28 protein-coding genes are annotated in these 26755 nt (G+C 62.0%); 14 read left to right on the forward strand and 14 right to left on the reverse strand.

The annotated features are described in order from the left end of the window. Positions 1-37: 37 nt before the first annotated feature. From C5L10_RS19265 to C5L10_RS19290, 6 genes are all read right to left on the reverse strand, one after another. Positions 38-421 carry a hypothetical protein gene (locus tag C5L10_RS19265; RefSeq protein WP_105431006.1) on the reverse strand — a complete coding sequence of 128 codons (384 nt, stop codon included), beginning with the start codon at positions 419-421 and terminating at the stop codon, positions 38-40. After that, a complete protein-coding gene (locus C5L10_RS19270) occupies positions 418-1278 on the reverse strand; it encodes an extradiol ring-cleavage dioxygenase (protein ID WP_105431007.1) in 861 nt (286 codons plus the stop codon). The genes C5L10_RS19265 and C5L10_RS19270 overlap by 4 nt, the downstream gene beginning before the upstream one ends. A 38-nt stretch (positions 1279-1316) precedes the next feature. Next, positions 1317-2501, reverse strand: a complete 1185-nt coding sequence (locus C5L10_RS19275; protein ID WP_105431008.1) for a CaiB/BaiF CoA-transferase family protein — start codon at positions 2499-2501, stop codon at positions 1317-1319. A 9-nt stretch (positions 2502-2510) separates the two neighbouring features. Then, positions 2511-3323: a citryl-CoA lyase gene (locus C5L10_RS19280; RefSeq protein WP_105431009.1), complete on the reverse strand. Its 813-nt coding sequence runs from the start codon at positions 3321-3323 to the stop codon at positions 2511-2513. A gap of 21 nt (positions 3324-3344) precedes the next feature. Further along, complete coding sequence (locus C5L10_RS19285) at positions 3345-3920, reverse strand: NADPH-dependent FMN reductase (protein WP_105431010.1); 576 nt, start codon at positions 3918-3920, stop codon at positions 3345-3347. A gap of 136 nt (positions 3921-4056) precedes the next feature. Further along, positions 4057-4872, reverse strand: a complete 816-nt coding sequence (locus C5L10_RS19290; protein ID WP_105431011.1) for an IclR family transcriptional regulator C-terminal domain-containing protein — start codon at positions 4870-4872, stop codon at positions 4057-4059. A 120-nt stretch (positions 4873-4992) separates the two neighbouring features. On the opposite strand from C5L10_RS19290, the gene C5L10_RS19295 reads away from it, so the two are divergent. The 5 genes from C5L10_RS19295 to C5L10_RS19315 are packed head-to-tail and all read left to right on the forward strand — an operon-like array spanning position 4993 to position 9574. Next, complete coding sequence (locus tag C5L10_RS19295) at positions 4993-6261, forward strand: amino acid ABC transporter substrate-binding protein (RefSeq protein ID WP_046665949.1); 1269 nt, start codon at positions 4993-4995, stop codon at positions 6259-6261. A gap of 53 nt (positions 6262-6314) precedes the next feature. Beyond that, complete coding sequence (locus C5L10_RS19300) at positions 6315-7193, forward strand: branched-chain amino acid ABC transporter permease (RefSeq protein ID WP_105431012.1); 879 nt, start codon at positions 6315-6317, stop codon at positions 7191-7193. Further along, complete coding sequence (locus C5L10_RS19305; protein ID WP_105431013.1) at positions 7190-8140, forward strand: branched-chain amino acid ABC transporter permease; 951 nt, start codon at positions 7190-7192, stop codon at positions 8138-8140. Before C5L10_RS19300 ends, C5L10_RS19305 begins: the two co-directional genes overlap by 4 nt. Continuing rightward, positions 8137-8850: an ABC transporter ATP-binding protein gene (locus C5L10_RS19310; RefSeq protein ID WP_245448046.1), complete on the forward strand. Its 714-nt coding sequence runs from the start codon at positions 8137-8139 to the stop codon at positions 8848-8850. The genes C5L10_RS19305 and C5L10_RS19310 overlap by 4 nt, the downstream gene beginning before the upstream one ends. Then, positions 8843-9574, forward strand: a complete 732-nt coding sequence (locus C5L10_RS19315) for an ABC transporter ATP-binding protein (protein WP_205837072.1) — start codon at positions 8843-8845, stop codon at positions 9572-9574. The genes C5L10_RS19310 and C5L10_RS19315 overlap by 8 nt, the downstream gene beginning before the upstream one ends. A 32-nt stretch (positions 9575-9606) precedes the next feature. Here C5L10_RS19315 and C5L10_RS19320 read toward each other — a convergent pair whose 3' ends face one another. After that, complete coding sequence (locus tag C5L10_RS19320) at positions 9607-10230, reverse strand: TetR/AcrR family transcriptional regulator (RefSeq protein WP_105431015.1); 624 nt, start codon at positions 10228-10230, stop codon at positions 9607-9609. A 262-nt stretch (positions 10231-10492) separates the two neighbouring features. Here C5L10_RS19320 and C5L10_RS19325 point away from each other — a divergent pair, with 262 nt between their 5' ends. The 9 genes from C5L10_RS19325 (at position 10493) to C5L10_RS19365 (ending at position 19367) form a co-directional block, all read left to right on the forward strand. After that, entirely contained in the window at positions 10493-11353 is an 861-nt protein-coding gene (locus tag C5L10_RS19325; protein ID WP_105431016.1) for a xanthine dehydrogenase family protein subunit M, read from the forward strand. Beyond that, positions 11350-11847, forward strand: a complete 498-nt coding sequence (locus tag C5L10_RS19330; protein WP_105431017.1) for a (2Fe-2S)-binding protein — start codon at positions 11350-11352, stop codon at positions 11845-11847. Before C5L10_RS19325 ends, C5L10_RS19330 begins: the two co-directional genes overlap by 4 nt. Beyond that, positions 11844-14213: a xanthine dehydrogenase family protein molybdopterin-binding subunit gene (locus C5L10_RS19335; RefSeq protein ID WP_105431018.1), complete on the forward strand. Its 2370-nt coding sequence runs from the start codon at positions 11844-11846 to the stop codon at positions 14211-14213. Before C5L10_RS19330 ends, C5L10_RS19335 begins: the two co-directional genes overlap by 4 nt. 35 nt (positions 14214-14248) lie before the next feature. Then, on the forward strand, positions 14249-15499 hold the full coding sequence (locus C5L10_RS19340) for an ABC transporter substrate-binding protein (protein ID WP_105431019.1): 1251 nt from the start codon (positions 14249-14251) through the stop codon (positions 15497-15499). A gap of 21 nt (positions 15500-15520) precedes the next feature. Continuing rightward, on the forward strand, positions 15521-16396 hold the full coding sequence (locus C5L10_RS19345; protein ID WP_046610268.1) for a branched-chain amino acid ABC transporter permease: 876 nt from the start codon (positions 15521-15523) through the stop codon (positions 16394-16396). A 10-nt stretch (positions 16397-16406) separates the two neighbouring features. After that, the gene (locus tag C5L10_RS19350) at positions 16407-17405 is read left to right on the forward strand and encodes a branched-chain amino acid ABC transporter permease (RefSeq protein WP_105431020.1); all 999 of its coding nucleotides are present in this window, start codon (positions 16407-16409) and stop codon (positions 17403-17405) included. Next, positions 17402-18157, forward strand: a complete 756-nt coding sequence (locus C5L10_RS19355; RefSeq protein WP_105431021.1) for an ABC transporter ATP-binding protein — start codon at positions 17402-17404, stop codon at positions 18155-18157. Before C5L10_RS19350 ends, C5L10_RS19355 begins: the two co-directional genes overlap by 4 nt. After that, positions 18150-18854, forward strand: a complete 705-nt coding sequence (locus C5L10_RS19360) for an ABC transporter ATP-binding protein (RefSeq protein WP_105431022.1) — start codon at positions 18150-18152, stop codon at positions 18852-18854. Before C5L10_RS19355 ends, C5L10_RS19360 begins: the two co-directional genes overlap by 8 nt. Before the next feature lie 75 nt (positions 18855-18929). Then, on the forward strand, positions 18930-19367 hold the full coding sequence (locus tag C5L10_RS19365) for a CoxG family protein (RefSeq protein ID WP_105431023.1): 438 nt from the start codon (positions 18930-18932) through the stop codon (positions 19365-19367). A gap of 34 nt (positions 19368-19401) precedes the next feature. Here C5L10_RS19365 and C5L10_RS19370 read toward each other — a convergent pair whose 3' ends face one another. The 7 genes from C5L10_RS19370 to C5L10_RS19400 all read right to left on the reverse strand — a co-directional run bounded on the left by C5L10_RS19370 (position 19402) and on the right by C5L10_RS19400 (position 26681). Further along, positions 19402-20082 carry a glutathione S-transferase family protein gene (locus tag C5L10_RS19370; RefSeq protein ID WP_105431024.1) on the reverse strand — a complete coding sequence of 227 codons (681 nt, stop codon included), beginning with the start codon at positions 20080-20082 and terminating at the stop codon, positions 19402-19404. A 137-nt stretch (positions 20083-20219) separates the two neighbouring features. Next, on the reverse strand, positions 20220-22325 hold the full coding sequence (locus C5L10_RS19375; protein ID WP_105431025.1) for a molybdopterin cofactor-binding domain-containing protein: 2106 nt from the start codon (positions 22323-22325) through the stop codon (positions 20220-20222). Then, entirely contained in the window at positions 22325-22804 is a 480-nt protein-coding gene (locus C5L10_RS19380; RefSeq protein ID WP_105431056.1) for a (2Fe-2S)-binding protein, read from the reverse strand. Before C5L10_RS19380 ends, C5L10_RS19375 begins: the two co-directional genes overlap by 1 nt. A gap of 109 nt (positions 22805-22913) precedes the next feature. Beyond that, positions 22914-23888, reverse strand: coding sequence for a tripartite tricarboxylate transporter substrate binding protein (locus C5L10_RS19385; RefSeq protein ID WP_105431026.1), 975 nt, complete (start codon positions 23886-23888; stop codon positions 22914-22916). A 134-nt stretch (positions 23889-24022) separates the two neighbouring features. Beyond that, positions 24023-24646, reverse strand: coding sequence for a nuclear transport factor 2 family protein (locus C5L10_RS19390; protein WP_105431027.1), 624 nt, complete (start codon positions 24644-24646; stop codon positions 24023-24025). A gap of 49 nt (positions 24647-24695) precedes the next feature. Then, positions 24696-26201, reverse strand: coding sequence for a tripartite tricarboxylate transporter permease (locus C5L10_RS19395; protein ID WP_105431028.1), 1506 nt, complete (start codon positions 26199-26201; stop codon positions 24696-24698). Between the two features lie 18 nt (positions 26202-26219). Next, positions 26220-26681, reverse strand: a complete 462-nt coding sequence (locus tag C5L10_RS19400) for a tripartite tricarboxylate transporter TctB family protein (protein ID WP_105431029.1) — start codon at positions 26679-26681, stop codon at positions 26220-26222. Between the last annotated feature and the right edge of the window lie 74 nt (positions 26682-26755).

Consider the following 26755-nt stretch of genomic DNA (forward strand, 5'->3'; position numbering starts at 1 on the left):
CGTCGCGGCGTCGGAGACCTTCGCTACGACGCGTCTTTCACCGCGCGGCTGCCTGCCATAGCGCTATCGACGGGTAATCCTTGCCGTTCCAGTGCTTGAGCTTCTCGGCGAATTCGCGCTGGAAGGAGAGGGGACCGTGCTTGGCCATGTAATCCTCGTCATAGATCGCGATGAAGATCGTCAGCGACAGGAAGAAATGTGCCCCCATCTCGAACAGCGCCACATAATCGTGGTTCACGAGCGCATCGCGTTCCGCGTCCGTGAGGGAGTTGACGGTCGAGATTTCCGCGTCGTTCAGCTTCGGGCCGATCGACTGTTCCCAGCTGGCGACGAGCGAGCGCGGGTCTTCCTTGTAGCGGCGAAGCAGTTCCGGGTCGCGGTCGACGGTGAAGAGGAACTTGTTCACATAATACTTGCTCATGCCTCTGCTCCTTCCGGATACCAGGTGAAGTATGCTTCCATCGTGTGGAAGAGGTCCAGATTGTCATGATAGGCGGTCGGGATCGGCCCGGCGATGCCCATCATCAGGATCAGGTCCATGAAGCCATGGGTCGCATTGCCGCTTTTCGTCATGCTTTCCTGGGTCACATTGGCGAGGATTTCCTCGATATTGCCGGTCGACAGCCATTCGATTGCCTTGCGGTCGAACTCCGGATCCGGGCCGGTTTCCTTGAACTGGCGCGGTCCGCCGAGTTCGAGCGACAGGTGCCCGCTGCCGACGGCGGCGATGCGCTTGTCGGATGGGAACTCGTCGATGATCTCGCGGATGGCGCGGCCGAGATCCCAAAAACGCTTCGGCGAAGGCAGCGGCGGTGCGAAGATATTGGTGTAGATCGGCACGACCGGCAGGTCGGCATCGGGGCGCGTGGTGATGATCGGGCAGATGATCGAATGGTCGAGCTTCAGTTCATGGCTGAAGGCGAAGTCGAAACCGCGGTCCATCAGGCCCTGGTGCATGAAGTTCGACAGTTCTTCATGGCCTTCCAGCACATATTTCGGGATGCCGAACTCACGCTCTTCATTATAGAAGGTCGCGTCGTAGCGCGGTGCCTTGCCGATCAGGAAGGTCGGATAGTTGTCGAGGAAGAACTGGTGGAAATGGTCGGCGCCGACCATCACCAGGATATCCGGCTTGGCGCGGGTCAGGGTCTCGCGATAGGCCTCGACCTTGCGTTTCCATTCCGCCGCCTGCGGCATCTGCTGTTCCGGCGGCATGGTCGTCGCCTTCAGGTAAAAAGGGTGGTGAGTGGTCGCAAGGACCGCTGCCAGGGTTGCCATCTTCTCCTCCGAATTGTCCTGTCTATTAGACCGAATTCCTAACCCGCCACAGCCGCCGTCTCCGTTTCCAGCGCCGGCCAGGCCGTCGGATTGCTTTGCAACGCCGCGCGAATCTCGCCCCCGTGCTGGTTGACGACCGGTGCGGCGCGCACCGTCTTTGCGTGTTCTCCATCGAACGAATAGGCGGGCCGAACCGTCTGCTCGGCACCTTCGATCCGGCCGGCGACCGGCACGAACATTTCCAGATGCTGCGCCTGCGGGTCGTTCACCACATCCGGGATGGAGTTGATTGGCGCGAAAGGCACGTCGAACCTCGAGAAGCGCTCCACCCATTCCGGCCGGGTCCTGGTGGCGAAGATCGCGTTGAGCTCGGCGTTCAACGCATCGTAGTTGTCGATGCGCTTCAGTCGCTGCGAGAACCGTTCGTCCCTGGCGAGTGCCTCACCCTCGATCGCCTCGACCAGCGCATCCCAGAACTTGTCGAGCGAGGACAGGTGGAAGGCAAACAGCTTGTCGTCCTTGCAGCGGACGATGAAGGCCTGTGCGAGGCGCGGACGATCGACACCGCTCGGTTCTTCGCCAAGGGCAAAATAGCCCATGAAGGGTTCGACCGCGAAATGCATCATGGCCTCGACCATGGAAATGTCGATGCGCTTGCCCTTGCCGGTGCGGCCGCGTTCGATCAGCGCTGCCGAAATGCCGAGCGAGGCGTATATGCCGGTGATCGCATCGGCGAGCGCCGGGCCGATGAAGCGCGGTTGTTCGGGGTCGATCGAGACGCTGAGAAACCCGCTGACGGCCTGCGCGACGGAATCGTAGACGGGCCGTTGCGCATAGGGGCCGTCGGGGCCAAACCCGCTGATCGAGCAGTAGATCAGCTTGGGATTGATCTTCGACAGGGTCTCATAGTCGGCGCCGATGCGGCCTGCTGCGCCGGGGCGGAAATTCTGGATGTAAACATCGGCCTGGGCGATCAGCTGGTAAAAGACCTCGCGGTCCTGCTCGCTTTTGAGATCCAGCCCGATCGCCCGCTTGTTGCGGTTATAGGCCTGGAAATGGGCGCTGTAGAAACCGGTCTTGAAGCTGCGATAGGGATCGCCATTGCCGGCCGACTCGATCTTGATGACATCGGCGCCGAGATCGGCGAGCATCATGCCGGCGCAGGGGCCGGTAATGAACGTGCCCTGTTCGACGATGCGGATTTGGTCCAGAGCTTTCAGCATGTCCGGGTCCTAGTTCTCGTTTGCCACGAAGCCGTCAGGCGCAGGGCCGTCGTATTCGATGGCGCTGGCGGCGGCGGCGGACATGACGAAGCCGATCGGCCTTGTCTGTTCCTCAAGCAGGTGACCGATCAGCCCGGCGGTGCGGGCAAGAAGCGGCACGCCCTTCAGGGCGAGCAGCGGGTAACCGGCATCGAGCAGGACGCAGGGAATGGCGCTCGAGACATTCATGACCAGCGGCCTGCCGATGATCTCGGGGATGAGCCGTTCGACCGTCTTGGCGATCTCGCAATGAATGCCGGCGACGCCGAGTTCGCGGGCGATCGCAAGCAGGCGCTCGGCGCGCGGGTCATGCCCCTTGTGAAGGGGATGACCGTAGCCGGGCACCGGCCTCTTCTGCTCCTTATAACCGCGCAACAGCTTTTCGGCGGCGGCTTCCACCGACCGGCCGCTTGCCTGCGCCTCTTCGCGGATATCGCGGAAGAAGGCCCCGGAGGTCTCCGACGCGCCGAGAATGACCGAACCACAGCCGAGAAGGCCGGCGGCGACGGCGCCCTGGACCGCTTCAGGAGAGGCGGCGAGGGTCATGCGCGCCACCTGCACACTCGGCACCAGGCCATGTTCGGCGATCGCCACCAGCGTCGCGTCGAGCATGCGGCGCTGCCTTTCGTCCGGCAAAGAGCCGGCGACCAGCAACCAGGTATATTCCGTAAACGAGATCGAACCGATCAGGGTGTCGACGAGGTCGTGGCCCCGCACGATGATCGTCTCCGGATTAGAGGTGCAGATCGCCTGGTAGGGCGTGGATTGCTTGCCGATTTTCATGCTGATGTCCTTGGAAAATGGTTAGGCTGCAACGCTCGCCTTGCCCGCGAAGCGGCTGGCCCATCGGTCGAACTGGTCCATGAACTGCTGCAGGAAGAGGCGGGTTTCCTCATTGGTCACATCACCTTCGGGAGTAATGAGGCCGGGCGGCAGACGGATGAACGCTTCGGGCAGCCCCATCACGGCAACGTCGAGGCAGCCGAGAATGGCACGCAGGTGCTGCTGCGCCGCCGCGGTGCCGATCCGGCCGTAGGAAGCGCCGGTGATCGCCGCCGGCTTGCCGGCCCAGGCGCTGGTATCTCTGGGCCGCGAACCCCAGTCGATGGCATTCTTCAGCATCGCCGAGATCGAGCGGTTGTGCTCCGGCGTGACGAAAAGCAGCGCATCGGCGCGCCGGATCTCAGCCTGCAGCCTTTCGACCTGCGGGGGTGCGCCGGCATCCAGCACGTCCTGGTCGAAGATCGGCAGGTCACGGATCGTCACCCATTCGAACTCGATGTCGGGTTTCGCGAGCCGCGTCAGAGCAAGGGCGAGCAGCCTGTTGAGCGACGCCTGCCGTGCACTTCCGACGATGACTGCGATTTGCAATCGCGCCATGAATCCCTCCCATGCCATTCTTAAAAGTATTCGCTCGGCGAATTTATATTCGTATAATGAATTTCGAGGGCGCGAGGTGTCAAGCCCTGACGCAAGGGCTTTGAAAAATTTCAGAGGAGGAGTTGGCTGCGAGGGATCAGCGGGTGGCCGGGTTGGCCGGCGCCAGTGAATGGACAAGTGCTGGAAAGCGGCTGAACAGCTGAGAGAGCCGGTTGGCCGCCAGCCGCAGTTCCGGCAGGCGCTGTTCGACCAGTTCCTCCGGCGTCAGCCGGGGCGTGTAGCCTGAACTGTTGATCGCGCAGACGACCCGTCCGGTATTGTCCTTGACCGGCACGGCAAGCGCGGTGATGCCGTAATCGAGTTGGTCGACAGTGATCGAATAGCCCTTTGCGCGGGTCTCGACCAGGATTTCCCGGAGTTCCGCCTCGTCGGTCACCGTGTAGTCGGTCAGCTTCACCGGCGTATAGGCCTCAAAAAACCGCTCCATCTCCTCTTCCGCAAGAGCTGCCATCAATACCCGGCCCATCGAGGTCGCGTAGGCAGGATATGTAACGCCGAGGCTGGCATTGCGCCGCACGCCGCGGCTTTCGGAAAGATGGGCAATGTAAAGCACGTTCGTCCCGTCGAGCACGGCCATGTTGGCGGCATCGCCGAAAAGCGAGGTGATCCGGTGCAGTTCGGGAGTGACCGCTTCTTCGACATTGAAGGCGTTCAAATAGGCGGAGCCGAGGGTGAGGATGCGGGGAGCCAGGAGAAAATGCTTGTTGTGCCGGCGAATGAAACCGAGCGCTTCGAGCGTCAGGACATTCCGCCGGACGGTGGCGATCGACATGCCGACCTTGCGGGAAAGCTCGGCCAGCGTCATTTCCGGATCCTTGGCGTCAAAAGCCTCCAGGACCGACAATCCCCGTGCCAACGCCTCGACGAACTCGGGCGAATTGCTGTCAATCATCGGAATTTCTCCTGCTGCACGGCATTTCGTTCGCACACGGGATTGACAAGCGCAAGACCTGCTGCCTATCGTTATGCGAATATTTATTCGTCTAGCGAATTTTCTTGGGAGGGAAAAGCTATGAAGACAAGGCGTCAGTTTCACAAGCTCATGGCAGCGACGGCTGCGGGTCTTGCCGCGCCGGCAATCCTGGGGAGCAAGGCATTTGCACAGGACAAGCCGATCCGGGTCGGCGCCAGTGTCTCGCTGACCGGTCCGCTGGCGAGCACCAAGAACGGCCAGATCGGCTACGAGCTCTGGCGAGACGACGTCAACGCGGCAGGCGGGCTTCTCGGCCGCAAGGTTGAACTGGTCATCTACGACGATCAGAGCAGTGCCGCCAACGTGCCGGCAATCTATTCGAAGCTCGTCGATGTCGATGCCTGCGACGTGTTGTTTTCGCCCTACGGCGCCAACCTTTCCGCGCCGGTCATGCCCTTCATCAAGCAGCGCGACCTGTTCATGATCGGCATGTTTGGCCTCGCCGGCAACGATGTCGCCAAGCACGACAAGTTCTTCCACAGTGGCCCGTGGGGACCGAACTCCGGACGGGATTGGGCCCGCGGCTTCTTCGACCTTGCCAAGGCGCAAGGAGTCAAGAAGATCGCCATCATCAATGCCGACCTGGAATTTTCGAAAAACGCCGCCAAGGGCGGCGCGGAAGTCGCCAAGGAATATGGCATGGAGGTGGTGTTCAATCAGAGCTACCCGCCGAACACGTCCGACTTCTCTTCGATGATCCGCAACATCAATGCGGGGGACCCGGAGGCGATCTTCATTGCCTCCTATCCCGCCGACAGCACGGCGATCATCCGCGGCGTCAAGGAAATCGGTATTTCCGACAAGGTGAAACTCTTCGGCGGAGCCATGATCGGCCCGCAATACGGGGCGTTGCTTGGTTCGCTCGGTCCCGAACTCAACGGGCTCGTCAACTCGCATACCTTCGTTCCGGAACCCACCATGCAGACACCGGCGATCAAGAGCTTTTTCGACCGGTATACGCCGATCGCCGTCAAGCAGGGCGTTGATCCGCTCGGTTTTTACATTCCGCCCTTCTATTATGTCGCCGGCCAGCTGGCGGCGGCTGCGATCAAGGGTTCGAATTCCGTCGATCCGGCCAAGATGGCAGCCTTCCTGCATGCCAACGCCGTCGATACCATCGCCGGCAAGATCGCCTTTACCGAGATCGGCGACTGGAAGGAACGCCGCGTCCTGATGGTGCAGTTGCGCGGCATCAAGGGCAACGATCTCGAACAGTTCCGCAACCCGGGCCACCAGGTCATTCTCGACCCGCCATCCCTGAAGACGGGCGACCTCGCCGCGCCTTATAACAAGGCGCGCGCCAGCTAATCCTTCAACCGATCCAGAGAGCCGGCGCAAGGCCGGCTCAAGGGCCCCTATCAATGCTATCGATCGACATTCTGCTGAACGCCATCGTGACGGGCATTCTGCTGGGGAGCGTATATGCGTCGCTCGCCCTGGGGCTCGGGATCACCTTCGGCATTCTCCACATCCCAAACATCGCCCATCCGACGCTCGTCGTCGCCGGCGCGTTCTTCGTCTATACGCTGACCCAATGGGGGCTCGATCCGATCGTCGCGGCGGTGATCGGCCTTGTGCCGTTTTATCTTCTCGGCGTCGTGCTCTACGCCTTCTACTCGGCTGTTTTCGAACGCAAGGGCGGCGCCAACGTGCTGCAGAGCCTGACGCTGTTCTTCGGCCTTTCGCTGGTGATCGAGATCCTGTTGTCGCTCGGCTTCGGTTCCGAACTCAAGTCCGTCAGCGTTTCCTATATCGGCTCAAGCCTCAAGCTCGGCGTCCTCACCATTCCCTACCGGCTGCTGATCCCTGCGCTTCTCGCCCCCGTGACGATCGCGGCCGTGTGGCTTTATCTCAGCCGCACCAGTTCCGGCACGGCAATCCGTGCCGTCGCCCATGAGGAGCGGGCGCTTTCGATCGCCGGCCTCAATCCGGCCTCCGTCAAGCGGCACGCTTTCGGCATCGCCACCGCCACCGCCGTCATCGCCGGAGCTGCCCTGATCATGGTCGGCCCGATTGAACCCTTTGCCGGGCGCTACCAGATCGGCCGCGTCTTCGCGATCGTGGTTCTCGCCGGCATGGGGTCCATTCCCGGCGGCCTGGTGATCGCCATCGTTATCGGCATCGCGGAGGCGCTCGTCTCCAGCTATCTCAATCCCTCCTGGTCCCCCGGGGTCGCCTTTGCGATCCTGCTGTTAGGCCTCGCCCTCCGCCCGCAGGGCCTGTTCGGAGCTGCGCGATGAAAAAGAACTCCCTCGTCTTCCTCGCGGGCGTCGTCATCGTTCTCGCGCTCGGCTTCCTGATGCCGTGGCTGCTCAAAAACCCGTTCTATTTCTTTGCCGGCTACGTGGTCCTTCAATATGTGACGATCGCCACCGGCTGGAACATTCTCGGCGGTTATGCCGGCTACATCAATTTCGGCGCGGCCGGTTTCTTCGGCGCCGGCGTCTATCTTTCGGCATTCCTGTTCACCACATTCGGCCTGCCGCTGCCGCTCTGCATCCTGGCCGCCGCGATTGTCGGTGCCATTCTCGGCGTGCTGATGGGCTACCTGACATTGCGTATCCAGGGCGTCTATTTCGCCATCGCCACGCTCGGCCTCGTCGTCGTGCTCGAAACCATCGTGCACAATATCTCCGGTCTCGGCGGGGCAAGCGGCATGGCCGTCTACGGCCCGCGGCCGCCTGCCTGGAGCCCCGGGCCGTCACAATACAATTTTACCGTCATGGTGGTGATCGCGGTCGCCAGCGTGGCGCTCGCCCGCTGGGTGGAGATTTCCTGGATCGGCCGTGGCCTCAGGGCCGTGCGGGCAAGCGAGGACGCCGCGGAATGTTCCGGCGTCCCGACGCTTCGCCTCAAGCTGGTCGCCTGCGCCCTGAGCGGCGCGGTGCTTGCCGCGGCCGGTGCGCCATATCCGTTCTACACGTCCTTTGTCGAACCGGTCACCGCCTTCAGCCTGATCATCGGTTTGAACGCTATCGCCATGCCGCTGATCGGCGGTACCCGAACCTGGGTCGGCCCGGTGATCGGTGCTCTTCTGCTCGCTTCGGTGCAGCAGATCGCCACGGTCACCATATCCTCCGAACTCAACATTCTCTTCGTCGGCGCGGTCCTGATCGCCTTCGTGGCCTTTGCTCCGGGCGGTATTTCCGATCTCTTCGGCCGCAATAAAGGCAGGGCAAGACCATGATGCAGCCGGTTCTCTCCCTCAAGGGCGTCGAAAAACGGTTCGGATCGTTCCGCGCGCTCGGTCCCGTCGATCTCGATGTCGGCGCCGGCGAGCGGCTCGGCATCATCGGTCCGAACGGTTCCGGCAAGACGACGCTCATCAACTGCATCACCGGCATCTACCGTCCCGACCGCGGATCGGTGTTTTTCGAAGGCCGGGACATCTCGCATCTCCAAGCCCATAAGCGAGCCCGGATGGGCATCGCCCGCAGTTTTCAGATCCCGCGGCCATTCATCGGCATGACCGTGTTTGAGAACCTGCTCGTTCCGCTCGACTACTGCCATGTCGAGGGCAGCAAGCATGACCGGGCAAGGTCGGTGCTTGCAAGCGTCGGACTGTCGGGCCGCATCGCCGATCCGTCCGAAAAGCTGACCCAGCTTGAATTGCGCAAGCTGGAACTGGCCCGCGCGCTTGTCGGCAATCCAAAGGTGCTGATCGCCGACGAGGCGATGGCGGGCTTGTCCGAAGAGGAGATCGACGAGGTTCTGGCGATCCTTTTCGCGCTCAACCGGTCCGGCGTCGCGGTGATCATGATCGAACATATCATGCATGCGGTCATGCGCTTTTCGGAGCGGGTCGTCTGCTTCGAGACCGGCCGCCTGATCGCCGCGGGGACCTCCTCCGAGATCGCCGAAAATCGGCTCGTTCAGAAGGTGTATTTCGGTGAATAGGCTGATTATCGAAAACCTGTCGGCGGGTTACGGCGCCGTCTCGGTCCTGCGGAAGGTCTCGCTCGAACTGAACGAGAGCGAGATGGTCGCGCTGCTCGGCATGAACGGCAACGGCAAGAGCACGCTGCTCAACTGCATCCTCGGTTTCGTGCGGGCAAGTTCGGGTCGGATCGTGCTCGAATGGAATGGCAAGAACACCGACCTTACGAAACTTCAACCGCACGAGATCGTCCGCCTCGGCCTGTCGATCGTCCCGGAAGGCCGCCGCCTGGTGCCGAACATCTCGGTCGAGGACAATCTCAAGCTCGCGGGCAGCAACCCCATGGTCCGCGACCGGATGAAGCAGAACCTCGCCTACTGTTTCGAAACCTTTCCGCTGCTTTTGGAGCGCCGCAAGCAGATCGCTTCGACCATGAGCGGCGGGCAGCAGCAACTGCTGGCGATCGCCCGTTCGCTGATGACGGCGCCGAAGGTCATCATCATCGACGAACCCTCGGTGGGCCTGGCGCCGATCGTCGTGCGCGACGTGCTGAATGCCATCACCCAGCTGCGCGAGAAGAGCAACATGACGATCCTGATGGCGGAGCAGAGCTTCTTCCAGGCGATCGACGTGTCGTCGCGCGCCTATGTGCTTTCCCATGGCAGCATTCAAAGGGAGTTCAAGCGCTCGGACGGCGAGATCGCCCATGACGAGATCCGCCGCGCCATGCTGGGCGCATATTAGGGCAGGCACGATGGCATCCGGGCGGATGCTCGCTAGGGTTTCCGTTGAACGATCGCCTTTGCGATTGCCGGGCCACCGAGCATGAAGCTTCTGACGCCGTCGCGGACGATGTCCTCGAGAGCTTCCGGGGTGGGCGTCGCATATACGAACCGACGGATCGCCAGATAGAAGATGCGGCCGTGGAGACCCCAGAACAATTCGGTCTCCCGCTCGCAAAGCGGCGCCTCGTCCGGACCCGGCAGGCCCAGTTCGTGGCGGAGTTCCAGGCAGGCAGGCTCGACGATCTGCCGGCGCACGATGTCGAGGTAGCGCGTCGTGATGTCGAAGGTTTTGAGGCCGGAAAAGACGAAGATCCGGACCCAGTCGTAGTGGAAGACACGTTCCACATATCGCAGATAGAATTCCGTCAGCCGGCTTTCCAGTGACCGGCTGCGGTCGATGATCAGGCCGGCCCAGCTATCGTCCCAGCGGCTGAGATAAACATGTTCGTAGACCCGCTCGATCAAGGCTTCCTTGCTGGGAAAATGCCGGTAGATCGCCGAATGGGTGATGCCGATGCGCTTGGCAAGCTCGCGGGTCTGGCCCTCGAAGCCATGCTCGGCGAAGAAGCGGACCGCCTCTTCCAGGATGAACTGTTCGCGCTCGTTCGCCCGCATGTATTGTTTGGGACGCCGCGGTTTTTCTCCGCCACTTTCGCGTTCAAGGCTCTTCTTCTGATCCGTCATGCCTGCCCTGATCTGCCATGCCCGTCACCGAGTCACCGGCAACTCTTTCCCATAGCGATACCGCGGCCGGCGTTTGAGACCAAGTGGTAATTTTATTTGAGACCAGTTGGTTATTTTTCTTGACCCGCGGGTCGACCTGCGAAATATTGTAACCAAGTGGTCACAAATCCGGAGGGCCACGTGGGAGGAGCCGGTGAAGGCGAGAGCTTTCGATTACATGCGACCGAAAAGCCTGCAGGAAGCAATGGAAGCTTTCGTCAGCGCGGATGGTGATGCGAGCTATATTGCGGGAGGGCAAAGCCTCGTTCCGGCGCTGGCACTTCGGCTGCAGGCCCCCGGCCTTCTCATCGATATCGCTCGCCTGGACGAACTGCGCGGTCTTTCCATCGCCAGCGGTCATCTGCGCATCGGCGCGACCACCCGCCACTGCGAAATTCTCGGCTCGGATCTCGTGCGCGAACACGCGCCACTGCTTGCAAAGGCGGCTCCTTTCGTGGCGCACCCGGCGATCCGCAACCAAGGCACATTCGGCGGCAGCCTGGCGCTGGCCGATCCCGCCTCGGAATTTCCCGCCATGGCGCTGGCGCTCGATGCGATCATTGAAATTGCCTGCGTCGAAGGCCGCCGCCGCGTCGGTGCCGGCGATTTCTTCCTCGATCTCTATGAAACGGCGCTTCAGCCGGGCGAGATCATCACCGCGATATACGTACCCCTGGCAACCGCGAAAACCCGGACGGCATTTGACGAACTGGCCCGCCGGCGCGGCGATTATGCGATCGTCGGGGCGGGCATCGATGCGGAGATGCAGGGCGGTTTTGTCGAACGCATGCGGATCGCCTTCTTTTCGGTGGGCTCGACGCCGGCCAGAATGCGTGCGGTCGAAGCCACCCTGACCGGACGGCAGTTGACGCCGGAGGCGATCCGCCAGGCACAGGACGTACTCGGCACGGAGCTTGATCCGGTCGGTGACGAGCATACACCTCCACAGATGCGCGGGCATCTCGCAAGGGTGCTACTCGGACGGCTGCTCGGCCGGCTGGAGGCAAACCTATGAGCGGCAAGGTGGCGATTTCACTGACCGTGAACGGCGAGACAACCGAGGCGCTGGTAGCACCGCGCACCACGCTTGCCGATTTCCTACGGCAGGACATCCAGCTCACCGGCACCCATACGGGTTGCGAAATGGGTGTCTGTGGCGCCTGCCTGGTATTGCTGGACGACCGACCGGTGCATGCCTGCCTGATGTTTGCGGTGCAGGCCGATGGCTGCGCCGTCGAGACGATCGAGGGCCTGACCCATCGCCGAGCGATCGACGACCTCCAGAAGGCGTTTCATGAGCGCAATGCGTTGCAATGCGGCTTCTGCACTCCGGGCATGCTGGTGAGCGCCTACGGCATTCTGGCGTCCGATGACGAGCCCGATCGCGACGGCATCCGTGACGCGCTCTCGGGAAACTACTGTCGCTGTACCGGTTACGAATCGATCGTCGATGCGATCGAGACGACGGCGAGACAGCGCCGGCAGCATTTGGAGGAGGAGAAGGCATGAACGCGTTCGCCGGCTCCATCGACAGGCCTAACTCCTATATCGGCCGCTCGGTCTCGCGACCGAATGCCAAGCGTCTGCTCGAAGGCCGGGGGCGGTACGTGACCGATCTGGTGCTGCCGCGCATGCTGCATGCAGCTTTCGTCCGCAGCCCCTATGCGCATGGAAAGATTGTTTCCGTCGATATCGGTCAGGCAAAGGCCCTCTCCGGTGTTCGCGCCGTCTTCACGGGCGAGGACCTAGCATCGATCTGCGCGCCCTGGACCGGGACACTCGAACATTTCAGCAACATGAAGTCTCCGCCGCAAGTGCCGCTACCTCTTGGGAAGGTGATGTGGTCAGGGCAGCCGGTCGTTCTCATCGTTGCCGACAGCAGGGCAATCGCCGAAGATGCCGCCGAGCTGGTGATCGTCGATATCGAGGAGCTGCCGGCGCTGGCGGACCCGCTCGAGGCCATGTCTGCCCCGGCGATGTCGCAACAGTTCGAAGACAATATCTGCTTTGCCACGAAACTCGACAGCGGCGGCGTCGAGGAGGCATTCGATGCAGCGGAGACAACGGTCGAGCAGAGCTTCATTTTCGGCCGGCACACGGCGGTGACACTCGAACCGCGCGCGATCGTTGCCGATTACGATCCGAGCGAGAACCGGCTGACTGCCCACCACGCGACCCAGACACCCTATCAGTTCCAGGATGTCTATTCCCGTCACTACGGCATTCCCGAAGCCAGTGTCCGCGTCATCGCGCCGGATATCGGCGGTTCGTTCGGAATGAAACTGCATGTCTATCACGAGGAGATGGCGGTCGTCGGCGCGTCGATCCTGCTCGGTCGCCCCATCAAATACGTCGCCGACCGGATGGAATCCTTCGTCTCGGATATTCATGCCCGCGACCACCGGGTAACCGGGCGTCTTGCCCTCGACAGGGACGGTCGCATCACCGCTATGGATGTGGACGATGTCACCGCGATCGGCGCGTTTTCGAGCTATCCGCGCACCAGCGCGGTCGAGGGAAACCAGGTCATCCGCCTGATGGGCGCCCCTTATGACTTCTCTTCCTATCGCGCCAATCTTTCGGTCGTGTTCCAGAACAAGGTGCAGACCAGCCAGTATCGCGCCGTCGGGCACCCGATTGCCTGCGCGGTGACGGAATGCCTGGTCGATGCCGCGGCGCGCCAACTCAGCCTCGATCCGTTTGAAATCCGCGAGCGCAATCTCATTCCCGACAGCAGCTATCCCCGCACATCGCCGACCGGGTACCAGTTCGAAAAGCTCTCCCACCAGGTCTGTCTCGCGCGGCTGAAGTCGATCATGAATTATGACGCTCTTCGTGCGGAGCAGGCGGGTCTGCGGCAGAAAGGCATCCTGCGCGGCATCGGTATCGCCCTTTTCGTGGAGATCACCAACCCGAGCCCGGCTTTTTATGGTGTCGGCGGCGCGCGGATTTCGGCGCAGGACGGCGCCATCCTCAAGCTCACGCCGTCCGGCGAGGTGCATTGTTCGATTTCCGTGACCGAACAGGGCCAGGGGACGGAGACCATCATCGGTCAGATCGTCGCCGACCAGCTCGGCATCGATCGTGAAAAAGTGCGGGTGATGACCGGCGACACCGATACGACACCCCATGGGGGCGCCACCTGGGCCTGCCGTGGCGCGGGCATCGGCGGCGAAACGGCGCTGCAGGCGGCGCGAAAGCTGAAGACAAATCTGCTCGCCATTGCAGGCCTCATCCTGCAGGCGCAGCCGGGCGAGCTTGATATCCGCGGGGACTGGATCGTCGAGGCGGTCACGGGCCGGCAGCGCGTCAGCCTGGCGGAAGTCGCGCGCATCGCCTTCTTCCGGTCGGACACGCTGCCGCCGGAAACCCAGGCGCAGCTTTCCGTCGTGCATCACTATGCGCCGCAAGGTTATCCGTTCGCATTCACGAACGGAGCCCAGGGCTGCCTGGTGGAAGTGGATGCGGAGACAGGCTTTGTGAAGATCCTCAAGCACTGGGTGGTCGAGGATTGCGGCCGCATCATCAATCCGCTGCTGGTGGACGAACAGGTGCGGGGCGGCGTGGTGCAGGGGCTGGGCGCGGCCTTTTTCGAGGAGTGCCTCTACAACGAGGAAGGTCAGCTCACCAACGGCTCGCTTGCCGATTACCTGGTGCCGATGGCCTGTGAGATGCCGGATATCGAGATTTCCCACGTCGAAACGCCGACCCGGGACACCGAGCTCGGTGCAAAGGGCTGCGGCGAAGCAGGGACGGCGGCGGCTTCCGCTGCCGCGATGAATGCCGTCAACGATGCGCTTGTGGGTCATGGCGCGGTGCTGACGCAGATACCGATGACGCCGACGCGCATATTGAAGGCGCTCGGCACGATCTGAACGCAATAACGATCCGATGTCAGGAGGAGGACAGGATGACAAACGGAATTGAGAAACTGGCTTTAAGGCCGATCGGTCGCCGTGCAGCCCTTATCGGGTTGGCCGGTATGGCCGGAACACTTTCGATGCCATGGATTGCCCGGGCGCAGGCGGAAACCATCCGCATCGGGTTTCCGACGCCTTTGACCGGCCCGTTCGCCGCCGAGGCCAACGACCAGGTCCGCAGCGCCCAGCTCGCCGTCAAGCTCGCCAATGACAAGGGCGGAATTGCAGGCCGCAAGGTCGAGCTCCTGGTGCGCGACGACAAGCTGAATGCCGGCGAAGCCGCCACCCGCACGCTCGAACTGATCGAAAAGGACAGGGTCCATGCGGTGGTCGGTGCACTTTCGAGCGCCGTACAGCTTGCGGTCAACGAAGTGACCCGTGCCCGCAGCATGCTGTACATCTCGATCAGCCAGTCGGACACCATCAACGAGATCAAGGATTTCAGCCCCTATACGTTCCACGAGGCGCTGAATCCGACGATGACGACCGCGGTTGTCGCCAAGCACAGCTTCAAGAAGGGTTCGAAGGTCGCCTATCTTGTTGCCGACTATGCCTACGGCCACGAAATGCTGCGCGGTTTCAAGCGGGCAGCCAAGGAAATCGGTGCGCAGACAGTCAGCGAAATCCTGCACCCGTTCGGCGCGGCGGACTATTCGACCTTCATTCCGACCATCCTGGCATCAGGCGCAGACATCCTCTGCATCTGCAATTTCGGCCGCGACCAGGCCAATTCCATCAAGCAGGCGGTGGATTTCGGCGTGAAGGACCAGATGAAGATCGTCGTGCCGGTTCTGCTCCACAACCAACGGCTTGCGGTCGATCCCGAAGTCTTCGAAGGTGTCACCGGCGGCGCAAACTATTACTGGGGCCTGGAAGAAACGGTGCCTTCCGCAAAGTCGTTCAACGACGCCTTCAGAGCCATGTATAAGGGCACGATCCCGACCGACTACGGAGCCTACGGCTATACCGGCGTCGCTTCGCTGTTGATGGCCATCGAAAAGGCAGGCGGGACGGAGCCACAAAAGGTCATCGCGGCTCTGGAAGCGCTGAAATATGATATCGCCAAGGGGGAGCAGTCCTACCGCAAGTGCGACCACCAGGCGATGCAGTCGGTACTCGTCCTGGAATCCAAGGCGAAAAGCGCGATGAAATCGGATGCCGATCTCTTCAAGATCGTCGCCGCGGAACCTGCATCGGAGAGCGTGTTGCGAACCTGCTCCGAACTCGGCTTCAAGAGCTGATACCTTGGGACGGATGAGGTCATGACTGTCCAATTGATTGCAATGCAGCTGTTTTCGGGTCTCGCGCTGGGCGCGGTCCTGATCATGGTTGCGCTCGGCCTGTCGATCATCTTCGGCATGCTCGGCATCGTGAACTTCGCGCATGGTGCGCTGTTCATGGTGGGAGCCTATGCGGGCCTCTACGTGGCGGGCCTGACGGGAAGCTTCTGGTGGGCTCTCCTGATCGCGCCGGTCATGATCGGCCTGTTCGGCATGCTGATCGAGCGTTTCCTCATCCGTCCCCTTTATGGCCGCTCGCCGGACGATCCGCTGCTTCTCACCTTCGGTCTTGGTTACGTGCTGGTCGAGGCGGTGCGCATATTCTTCGGCACCGACGGCATTCCGTTCTCGACGCCGGCAGCTCTTCGCGGCGTGGTGAACCTCGGCATCGGCTTTTTCCCGCTTTACCGGCTTTTCGTCATCGGCGTGGTTGTCGCCGTCCTGTTGCTGTTGTGGATCGGCCTCGAAAAGACGAAATTCGGCCTGATCGTCAGGGCGGGTTCCGCCGATCCGCTGATCATGCGCGTGCTGGGTGTCGATATCAGCAGATTGTGGCTGGTCGTGTTCGGCATCGGGGTCGGTATCACTGCACTCGGCGGTGTGCTTGCTGCACCGATGCGCAATGTCAGTCCGGAAATGGGCACGCTTGTGCTGGCCGAAGCCTTCGTGGTGACGGTGATCGGCGGCATGGGCTCGCTTCCCGGCGCCGTCATCGCCGGGCTCATCGTCGGCGTCTCGGTCAGCATGACATCGCTCTTCGCCCCGGAAATGGCGACCATCGTCATGTTCGCGCTGATGGCACTCATTCTCCTGGTGCGCCCGAACGGCCTTTATGGCCGCGCCGCACCTGGCCTCTAGGGAGACCGCCATGTCCGTCATCAGAAATGCGGAACTTGTCCCGGCGCCCGCCCGACGCAGCTTCGCGACACGGTTTTCCAATGTCAGCCGCTGGCGGGTGGCGCTTTCAATCCTGGCGCTCTGCATCCTGCCCTGGATGCTGCCTTCGCAGGCGCTGGCCGTCAACGTCTTGATCTACGGCCTCGTCGCGGTCGGTTACAACCTGCTCTTCGGCTATACCGGCCTGCTTTCCTTCGGTCATGCGGCCTTCTTCGGGGCCGGAGCCTATGCGACGGGTATCGCGATCGGTGCTTTCGGGATCCACTGGTTCATCGCGATGCTGATCGGCGTGCTGGCTTCGGGCCTGCTTGCGACGGTCATGGGGGTGCTCGCCATCCGCACACGTGGCATCTACTTCTCAATGGTGACGCTCGCGCTGGCACAGCTCGTCTACTATGCCGCGCTGCAAGCCTCCTCCTGGACCGGCGGCGAAAACGGTCTGCGCGGCTTTACGGTCAGCACGTTGCATCTTCCCGGCTTCTCGGTAAATTTCCTCGATCCTCTGGTGAAATATTACGCGATCATGATCGTGGTCGCGGCGGCGCTCTGGTTCGTGTCGAGGGTCCTGAATTCGCCTTTCGGCGCGGTGATCGAGGCGATCCGCGAAAACGAGACGCGGGCGCGCGCCTGCGGCTATGATGTCGAGCGAACCAAGCTTTTGTCCTTCATCCTTTCAGGCATTCTCTGCGGGCTCGCGGGCACGCTGTCGGCGATGCATCTCTCGATCGTGCCCCTGGATTCGCTCCACTACCATACGTCCGGTCTGATCGTGATGATGACGCTGCTCGGCGGCGCCGGCAGCTTCTTCGGTCCCTTTATCGGCGCGCTGGCGTTTCTTTCGATGGAGGACATTTTCTCGCTCTGGACATCCAACTGGCAGCTGATTGTCGGCGTGATTTTCATCCTCTTCGTCCTCTATCTGCCCAAGGGCATCTGGGGCACCTTGATAGCCTGGGGCAAAAGCCGATGAGCGCACCCATCATGAGTGTCACCAATATCGGCAAGCAGTTCGGCGGACTGGTCGCGTTGAAGGATGTCACGGCCGATTTCCAGGAAGGCCAGATCACCGCCATCATCGGGCCGAACGGCGCCGGCAAGAGCACGTTCTTCAACATCCTGTCCGGCGCCCTGAAACCCTCGAGCGGAACGCTTAGGTTTCGTGGCACGGATATGGCGGGCGTGCCACAGCACGATTATGTGCACCGCGGCATCGCCCGCTCCTACCAGATCACCAACATCTTCCCCAACCTTTCCGTCCTTGAGAACGTCCGTGTCGCGGCACAGGCTTTCCGCTCGCGGATGAACATCTGGGCAGACCGCCGTACCGATAGGGATAGCGAGGACAGGGCCTCGGCGGTGCTCGCATCCGTCGGGTTGTCGGCGCGGGCGGCGATACCGGCCAAATTCCTGGCCCACGGACAGCAGCGCGCACTGGAAATCGCCATCGCCCTGGTGGCCGATCCGGCGCTTCTTCTGCTCGACGAGCCGACCGCCGGGATGGGGCCGGAAGAGACGCGCGAGATGGTCGCGCTGATAGAGAAGCTGGCGGCCCAACGCACGATCCTGCTGGTCGAGCACAAGATGAAGATGATCCTCGGCCTCAGCGACCGCGTGCTCGTCCTTCACCATGGCCAATTGCTGGCCGACGGGACACCGAAGGAAATCCAGGCGAACTCCGAGGTTCGTCGCGTCTACCTGGGACAAAATGATGGCTATGCTTGAAATCGAAGGCCTGAACGGCTGGTATGGCGCGAGCCATGTGCTTCACGGGGTATCGTTCGCGGTGGAACCGGGCGAGATCGTCGCGCTTGTCGGCCGCAACGGCGCGGGCAAGACGAGCATCATCCGTTCGATCATGGGGCTCATGCCGCGCACCACCGGCGCTATCCGGTTCAACGACGAAGACATATCCCGGCTAAAGGCTCACGACCGCTATGTCCGCGGCCTCGCCTATGTTCCGGAAGAACGCCGTGTCGTGCGGGGGCTGACGGTGCTGGAAAACCTGCAGCTGGGGCTCGTCGCCGACCGCAAGCGGATCGACGAGGCGGCTGCGATCGAGGAGATCGCCCGCAGTTTCCCGCGCTTGAAAGAGCGGTTGCATCAAGAAGGTATAACCATGTCGGGCGGCGAGCAGCAGATGTTGGCGATAGCCCGCGCCATGATCGCCCGGCCGAAGATGATCCTGCTCGACGAGCCGTCGGAAGGCATCATGCCCGTGCTGGTCGAGGAGATGGGCGCACTGTTCAGGCGGCTGCGGGAGGAGGGCACGACGCTGCTCCTCGTCGAGCAGAATGTCGAATGGGCACTCAACCTTGCGGACCGGGCGGTTATCGTCGACCAGGGCGAGATCGTCTATCGCAGCGATGCGGCAACACTTCTGGCGGACAAGGACATTCAGGAGCGATACTGCGCGGTCTGAGCCTAGAATCCACCGACCCGATCATCATCATCCAACACAGGGCTTCGTCGCTTGCGCGGCGAAGAGCGAGTTTTCATGGAAATTACTGGAGAGTACCGGCTGGAAGAGCCACGTGCCGACGTGTGGGCGAGGCTCTTCGATGCCAATGTCCTGCGCCGTTGCATTCCCGGCTGCAAGGAACTGACCCAGACGGCCGAGAACAGTTTCGACGCCAAGGTCGTGCTCAAGATGGGCCCGGTTTCCGCAACCTTTGCGGCCACCGTCGAGATCATCGATATCGAGGCTCCGCAGAGCTGCCGCATCATCGGCAAGGGAAACGGCGGCATCGCCGGGTTTGCCAAGGGAGACTGCGTTGTCAGGCTTGCGCAGGATGGCGACGCCACCATCCTGACCTATAGCGCCAATGCGGACATCGGCGGAAAGATTGCGGCGCTGGGCGGCAGATTGATGCAGGCGACATCGAAAAAGCTCGCCGACCAGTTCTTTGTTTCGTTCTCATCGCGCGAGGACTAAGGCGGGCTCACGCCGATTGAATGGGAGATACGCCTCACTTGAAGTGGGGGTTGTCCTCCCGCTCCAGCACCGCCCTTACGGCCGCCCGCTCTCGCATCTGGTTGTGATGCCGCGTGAAACTTTTCAAGGTGTCCATTGGCAGCCCGTTGCTCCTTCCCCAGCCGTAGAAGACGAGGGCGTAGGGATCCACGACCGTGTACCGATCGCCCATGATCCACTCGTTGCCGGCAATCAGCCCGTCTATCTCCTGCATGCTCTCCCAATAGGAGGACAATGCCTTGCTGCGGACGTCGTCATGAATTTCTTTTCTTTCGACGAACCGATAAGGCCTGAACTTCGCTCTCTGGAAGATATGCGGCGTGTTCGAAAACCAGGCCATCTGGGAGATGCACAGCGCCTGGTCGAGAATGTCGGCCGGAAACAGGCCGGCGTGCGGACTGGTCAAGGCAATGAATGTCAATATCGCGGTGTTCTCGGTGATCACCCTGCCATCCGGCGCGACGAGTGCCGGCACTTTGGCTCGGGGATTGATTGCCAGGTATTCCGGAGTCAGATGCTGGTTTTCCGAGAGTAGCATCTTCACCGGTCTGAACGGCCTGCCGGTTTCCTCCAGGGCGATGTGTGATGCCAGCGAACAGGACCCGGGGCTGTAAAACAGCATCAATTCGCCTGTCGGGTTCGATATCCTGCCAGATGTTGCAGAGAGATCCGTCATTTTCAACTACCCTTCTTGTTTGATGCGATCGGAAGCGTTGCCCGGACGCGCGATCCAAAAGTCGGTGAAGCAAGATCCCGATCCGAACACGACGGACCCCGGTGTGGCGTGTCCAACCGTCGTCGCCGGCTGTCCCATCATGCCATCAGGGCCGTCATGATCCGATCGCGGGTCATCGGCATATGATGGATGCGTGTGCCCAGGGCATGGGCGACAGCATTGCCGATGGCGGCTGCCGTTGGACCACCTGCGCATTCACCGACGCCGAGCGGCGGGTATTCGCTGGCCTCGACAAGCTCGACGCGAATCTCGGGTATTTGCGAAAAGCGGATGACCGGATAACTTTCCCAGTCAAGCGTCGCGATACCCTGCGGCGCGAAGCGGACCTCCTCGATCAGCGTCCAGCTGATGGCCTGGACGATATTGCCTTCGATCTGGTTGAGAATTCCATCAGGATTGATGGCGAGACCGGCATCGACGGCGCACCAGATATCCGTGACCCGCACGGCCTCGTCCACGTCGACGGCGGCGACGACCGCTGCATAGGCCGAAGAATTCTTGTAGCGGGCGAGGCCGATGCCCAGACCGCTTCCGGCGCCTCCGGGATCGCGGGATGACCAGTTCGCCATCACGGCTGCTTTCTCGAGGACGCGACGGGCGCGAGGGTCGGAAAGGATGGCCAGCCGGTATGCAACCGGATCTTCGCCTGCGCGTCCGGCCAGATCATCGAGCAAGCCTTCGATGGCAAAGACATTCAGCGTCGCGCCGAGGCCACGCAGTGACGAGGTCCGTACCGGCACGTCGTGGATCAGATGCAATTCGATCCGCTTCGGACCGATGTCGTAGAGAGGAATGCCGTTGCGGGCAGCTCCACCGCCGCGTTCAAGCGGAATGTCGAAGGGCTTGCGGTCAGGTGGCGGCGTGTTCATGGCGTGGGCGGCAAGCAGGCTGGCGCCGCCGACGCCGGGCCGCTGGCCATGGGTGGCACTCCAGATTTCCGTGGTCCAGTCGACGGGCCGGCCGGCCGCGTCCAGTTCTGCATGGACGGCAACGGTCATGGCCGAGGAGAGCGGTTCGTAGCCAAATTCCTCTTCGCGCCGCCACATCAGGCGGATCGGCTGGTCGGGCAGCGCGCGCGCCACAAGGGCCGCGTCCAACGCGGCGTCGTCGGCACCGTTATGACCATAACAGCCGGCACCCTGGACATGATGGCAGGCAACCGCGTCGAGAGAAAATCCGAGCGTCTTTGCGATATTCTCCCGCAGCGGGTGCATGCCCTGTGCATGGGACCAGACGGTAAGGATGCCGTCACGGTAGAGCGCGATCGCGCAGGAGGGCGCGATGGAGCCGTGCGAAAGGAACGGGCGCGTGAAGCGCGCGGAGACGCGATCCGTCGCCTTTTCCGGCGCAGGATCGCCCATCAGGCGGTCGTCGGAGGGCTGGGAGGCGACCCAGTCTGGCGTCGCCTGTTCGGGTGCGAGACAAAGGGCATTGTCCCAGACGGCGCATTCCGTTGCAGCCACGGCCGCAGCGCGGACGGCGGTCTCGTCGGTGCCGACAAGTGCCACGAAATTGTCGAGGCGAACGATACGGATGTCGGCTCCCGCCCTGCGCCGGATGATCGTCTCATCCAGTTTTAGAAGCGTTGCTCCCGGCCCGGGCTGGCGCAGTGTCCGCGCGTGCAACATTCCCGCAAGCATCATGTCCTGGATGAAGCCGGATCCGGTCAGCTTTGCCGGCAGGTCCAGCCGTGGGACAGATCTGCCGACGAGACGGTGAGCGTTTTGGGGTTTTGGCGCAACCGTGCCGGTGGCTTCGGCCGAAAGGTCGAGTTCTGCCGCAATGCTCCAATAGTCGATGCCGCTCGGCGCACCGTTCTTCAGGAAGGCGCCGTCCGCGACCGTCAGCTCGTCGGGTGCCGCGTTCAAGCGCAGCGCCGCCCGCGCCAGGGCAAGGGCACGGACTTCCGCTGCGACGAGCCGGATCGCAGCACCGGAATGCTCGATGGACCAGCTCGAGGCGGTATAACCTTCCCCCGGCCCCTCGACGCTGTTGCCGGACATCATCCGCACTTGGTCAACGCGAAGATCCAGTTCCTCCGCCGCGATCTGCGCAAGCGCTGTCAGCACGCCCTGGCCGAGTTCCACCTTGCCGGTGCCGACCCGCACCGTGTGGTCGTCCTGAAAACGAAGCCAGCGGTCGAGCCGGGGATTGTCCTTCAGGCTGAAGGTAAGCGCGGTCATCAGGCTGCCTTCTCGCGCATGTCGGCTGCCGCCTTCAACACGGCGCGCACAATGCGGGGGTGGGAGCCGCAGCGGCAGAGATTTGCATCGAGTGCGGCGGCGATCTCGGCCCGCGCCGGGTCGGGATTGCGATCGAGGAAAGCCTTTGCCGCGATCAGAATGCCCGATAGGCAATAACCGCATTGTCCCGCCTGCTCGTCGAGGAATGCCTGCTGCAGCGGGTGCAACGCATCCGCCGAGCCCAAGCCCTCGACCGTGGTGACCGTGCGGCCGGACAGCGTGCCGATCTCCCGACTGCAGGAATAGGCGGCAACGCCGTCGATCAGAACCATGCAGGCGCCGCATTGCTCCAACCCGCAGCCATACCGGCTGCCTTTCAGCCCCAGGTGATTGCGCAGCACGTCCAGAAGCGGCGCCGTCGAAGGCACCTCAAGCTCATGCACCTGCCCATTGACGTTGAGAGTGAGGCGTTCGTTCATCCGGTCCAATTCCATCCTTGTGCCAGCATCTCTAAGTCCCGCCGAACGGTGTCGCGGCCAGGTGATTGCGGCCGCGACGCCGAAAAGCCTTCGGGCGCCTGCAACGAGCTTAGGTTGGCTCGACAAGCCCGGCCTTGACCAGCGGCTCGATCGACCGGATCTCGCGTTCGATCGAGCCGGCCATTTCGTCAGGCGAATTGACGACAGGCGTCAGTCCGAGCGACGCAAACTTCTTCTGTGCTGTCGGCGTATCGCTCCACTCCTTGATGGCGGTATGGATCTTGCTCACGATCTCCTTGGACATCCCCTTTGGGCCGACAGCGCCGAACCAGAGGGTCTGCTCGTAGCCGTTGAGGCCCTGTTCTGCGACGGTCTGGACCTCGGGCAGTTCCGGAATTCGCTTGGCCGAGGTAACCGCAAGCCCGCGGATTTTCGCGTCGCGGATATGGGGGAGATAGTTGGACGGGGCGTCGAGCGCGAAGTGGATGTGTCCGCCCAGCAGGTCGGCCAGCAGCGGCGGCGAGCCCTTGTAGGGAATATGGTTGATCTGCACGCCGGCCATCTGCCCGATGATGGCAGCGGCTATGTGCCCCTTGGTCCCCGCGCCCGGATTTCCGATATTCACCTTGCCAGGGTTTGCCCGCGCATAGGCGATGAGTTCCTGGACCGATTTCGCCGGAGCCGAAGCGCTTGCGCTGAGCAGCGCCGGGCTTTCAGCGACAATCGAGATCGGTGTGAAGTCCACCTGCGGATCGTATGCAAGGTTCTTTTGCACCACCTTGTTGGCCGCAATCGGCGCACTGCCGCTGATCATGATCGTGTAGCCGTCGGGCGCGGCGCGCGCGAGCCTGCCGCCAGCCAGGGCCCCGGCTGCGCCAGCATGGTTCTCGATGACGAATTGCTGGCCGTATTTGGCCGTCAAGGCGTCCGCGACCAGCCGGGCTATAATGTCACTGGTGCCACCCGGAGGATAGGCCGAGATCACCACCACCGATTTGCTCGGCCAACTGTCGGCCAGCGCAATTCCTCTGGACGCCAGCATGGCAGCTGTCCCGCCCAATACGATAAATTCCCGCCTGTTCATTACACATTTCCTCCCACCCGTTGAATCGAGTTCTATAGGCGCAACACTATCGTGCCGGATTGCCACCGCGAACCTCTGACTGAGACCATTCCGCTGCTTGGAATGGTCCGCTCGATCGCAAGCCTTGATGGCCGTCAGTCCGCGCCGGCCAGCCAGCGTTCCTCGCCCTCATGAAAAGCGCTTAGTTGGTCCGGCCGATCGTCGCCCAGCAGATCGGATTTTACCGTTACCCCGCGCGTGTGCTGGATATAAGCCAGAAATTTGTAGGCGGGACGCATCGTCGACAGGACGGACCAGTCGATGGGAAGTGTCTCCGCCGGGTTGACGGGCTTGACGATATCCCTCTCGAACAGGACCTCGAAGGTGAGGAGCTTCCAGGTGCCCGCCTCCCTCACGGCGCGGGAGAAGAACCGGCAGAAGACATGAAGATCAATCTCGATGCCGTCAGGCCTCGCGCGGTTGAAGATCATCGCCGGGCTTTCCACCGTTGCCCGGTCCCCAGTCACTTGCGCAAAGGCCGGAAACACCCAGTGTTTGCTGTTGCCGGTCGCTTTCATCCACTCGCGCGTAGCGTCCACATAGGCCTGACCACCACGTCCCTCGTACCAGCTTGTTCGGATATAGGCGTCGTGGTGGAAGCATGCGCTCATCACCTCAAAACGGCGCTGGTCACGGGCAAAGCGTTCGCGGCGCACGAGATCGAAGAGTTCTTCGCGGTCTAAAAGGGCCTTTAGGCGCCTGTCGTCGTCCTGTTGCATAAGGATCTCCTCAAAGTTGGTACGCAATATGGATCCGTGCGGTTGCCGATCAATCGACGTCCTGCAGCCCTTCCTCACGCACTTTGCGAAAGCGCGGCGACACGATCGATAAGAGTAGCAGGGCGGCCACGACCAATGTTCCGAGACTGAGGGGGCTCGTGAAAAAGACGCTTGCATCGCCATGGGAGATCAGCAGCGTCCGGCGCAGATATTCTTCCGCCATGGGACCAAGGATCATGGCCAGGATGAGCGGCGCGGGCTCTGCTCCCATCCTCTTGAAGAAATATCCGAGCACCCCGAACAGCGCCATCATGTACACGTCGAAAACGCTGTTGTTGATGCTGTAGACGCCGATCGCCATGAAGACGCAGATCGTCGGGAACAGAAAATGGTATGGCACCGAAATCAGCTTCGCCCACATGCCCACGAGCGGAAGGTTCAGGAAAAGCAACATCAGGTTGCCAAGCCACATCGACACGACCAGGCCCCAGAACAGGGCAGGCTGCTGAGACAGGATTTCCGGTCCGGGCTGAACGCCCTGAACGACCAGCGCTCCGATCATCAGAGCCATGGTCGCCGTTCCCGGAAGGCCGAGCGTCAGCATCGGTATGAAACAGGTTTGCGCTGCGGCGTTGTTGGCGGCCTCTGGTGCGGCTACGCCCTCGATCGCCCCCTTGCCGAATTGCTCGGGATGCTTCGAGATCTTCTTCTCCAGCGCATAGGCCGAGAAGGACGCCAGCAGGACGCCGGCGCCGGGCAATACGCCGAGCAGGACCCCGATACCGGTGCCGCGCAGGATCGGCGCGGACATCCGGCGCCAGTCCTCGGCCGTCGGGAACAGGCTGCTGACGGGCGCGACCCCGGTCACCCGCAAACGCTCGTTTTCCAGGTTCATGAGGACGTCGCCCAGACCGAATATGCCCGTGGCGACGACAACGAAATCCAGCCCGTCGAGCAGGTAGGGCGAGCCGAACGTATACCGCGCGGCCCCTGTGTTGATGTCGGTTCCGATCATTCCGAGGACGATGCCGAACAGCGCCATGCCGAAGGCTGTCAAAAGCGATCCGCTGGTCAACACCATCGAGGTGATGAGGCCGAGCATGATCAGCGAGAAATATTCCGCCGGCCCGAAGGTGAGAGCAAGGCTTGCCAGCAGTGGCGCTGCTATCACGATGAAAAGCGTTCCCACCGTGCCGGCGAAGAAGCTCCCGATTGCCGCCGCCGCCAGGGCCCGCCCGGCTTTGCCCTGCTTTGCCATCTGGTGCCCGTCGAGCGTGGTGACGACCGATGAGGCCTCTCCCGGAAGATTCATCAAGATTGCAGTCGTCGAGCCACCATATTGCGATCCGTAGAAGATGCCCGCCAGCATGATCAGCGCCGTGTCGACAGGCAGCCCGAAGGTGAACGGCAACAGCATGGAAATGGTCGCGATCGGCCCGAGGCCGGGCAGGACCCCCACCGCGGTGCCAAGAAGCACTCCCGCAAAACAATAGGCGAAATTGGACAGCGTCGTGGCCGTCGAAAACCCCAGGAGAAGTCCATTGAAAATGTCCATGTCAATCCTGCAAAGCGGTTAGAAACCGAGAACCCGCAGCCAGCTTCCCACGATGGGAATGGGTAGGCCGAGGAGTTCGATGAAGACGACGGAGCAGAGCGCGGCAAAGGCGAGAGACCCTGCGACGGCCTTCCATCCGATGTGAAATTTGATGCTCGTTGCCGCGCTCAAGATCGTCAGCAGGAGAACGGCCAGCGGCAAGCCGAGGGTCTCGACCGCCAGCCCGAACATCACCACCGCACCGGGGATCAGCAAGAGCGGCTTCCACCGAATGGCCGGCAGCCGTTCCGGCTGGACGAATTGCGAACGAAAGAGGACGAGGAGGCCCGTCAACACCAGCAGGCTCGAAATGATGACAGGAAAATAGCCAGGCCCCATCCGACCGGATGTGCCGAAGGGGTAACTCATCGCAACGGAAACGGATACGACGCCAAAAACAACGAAAAAGAGTCCCAGTAGAACGTCTTGGCTCAGCTTCATCCGAGGCTCCCATCCAAAAGTTGTTCAGTCGATTTGCAACTATGCGCGCCCATTTGTCTCCAACAACCGGACCA

Source organism: Neorhizobium sp. T6_25, from assembly GCF_002968555.1.
In the GTDB taxonomy this organism is placed as follows: Bacteria; Pseudomonadota; Alphaproteobacteria; order Rhizobiales; family Rhizobiaceae; genus Neorhizobium.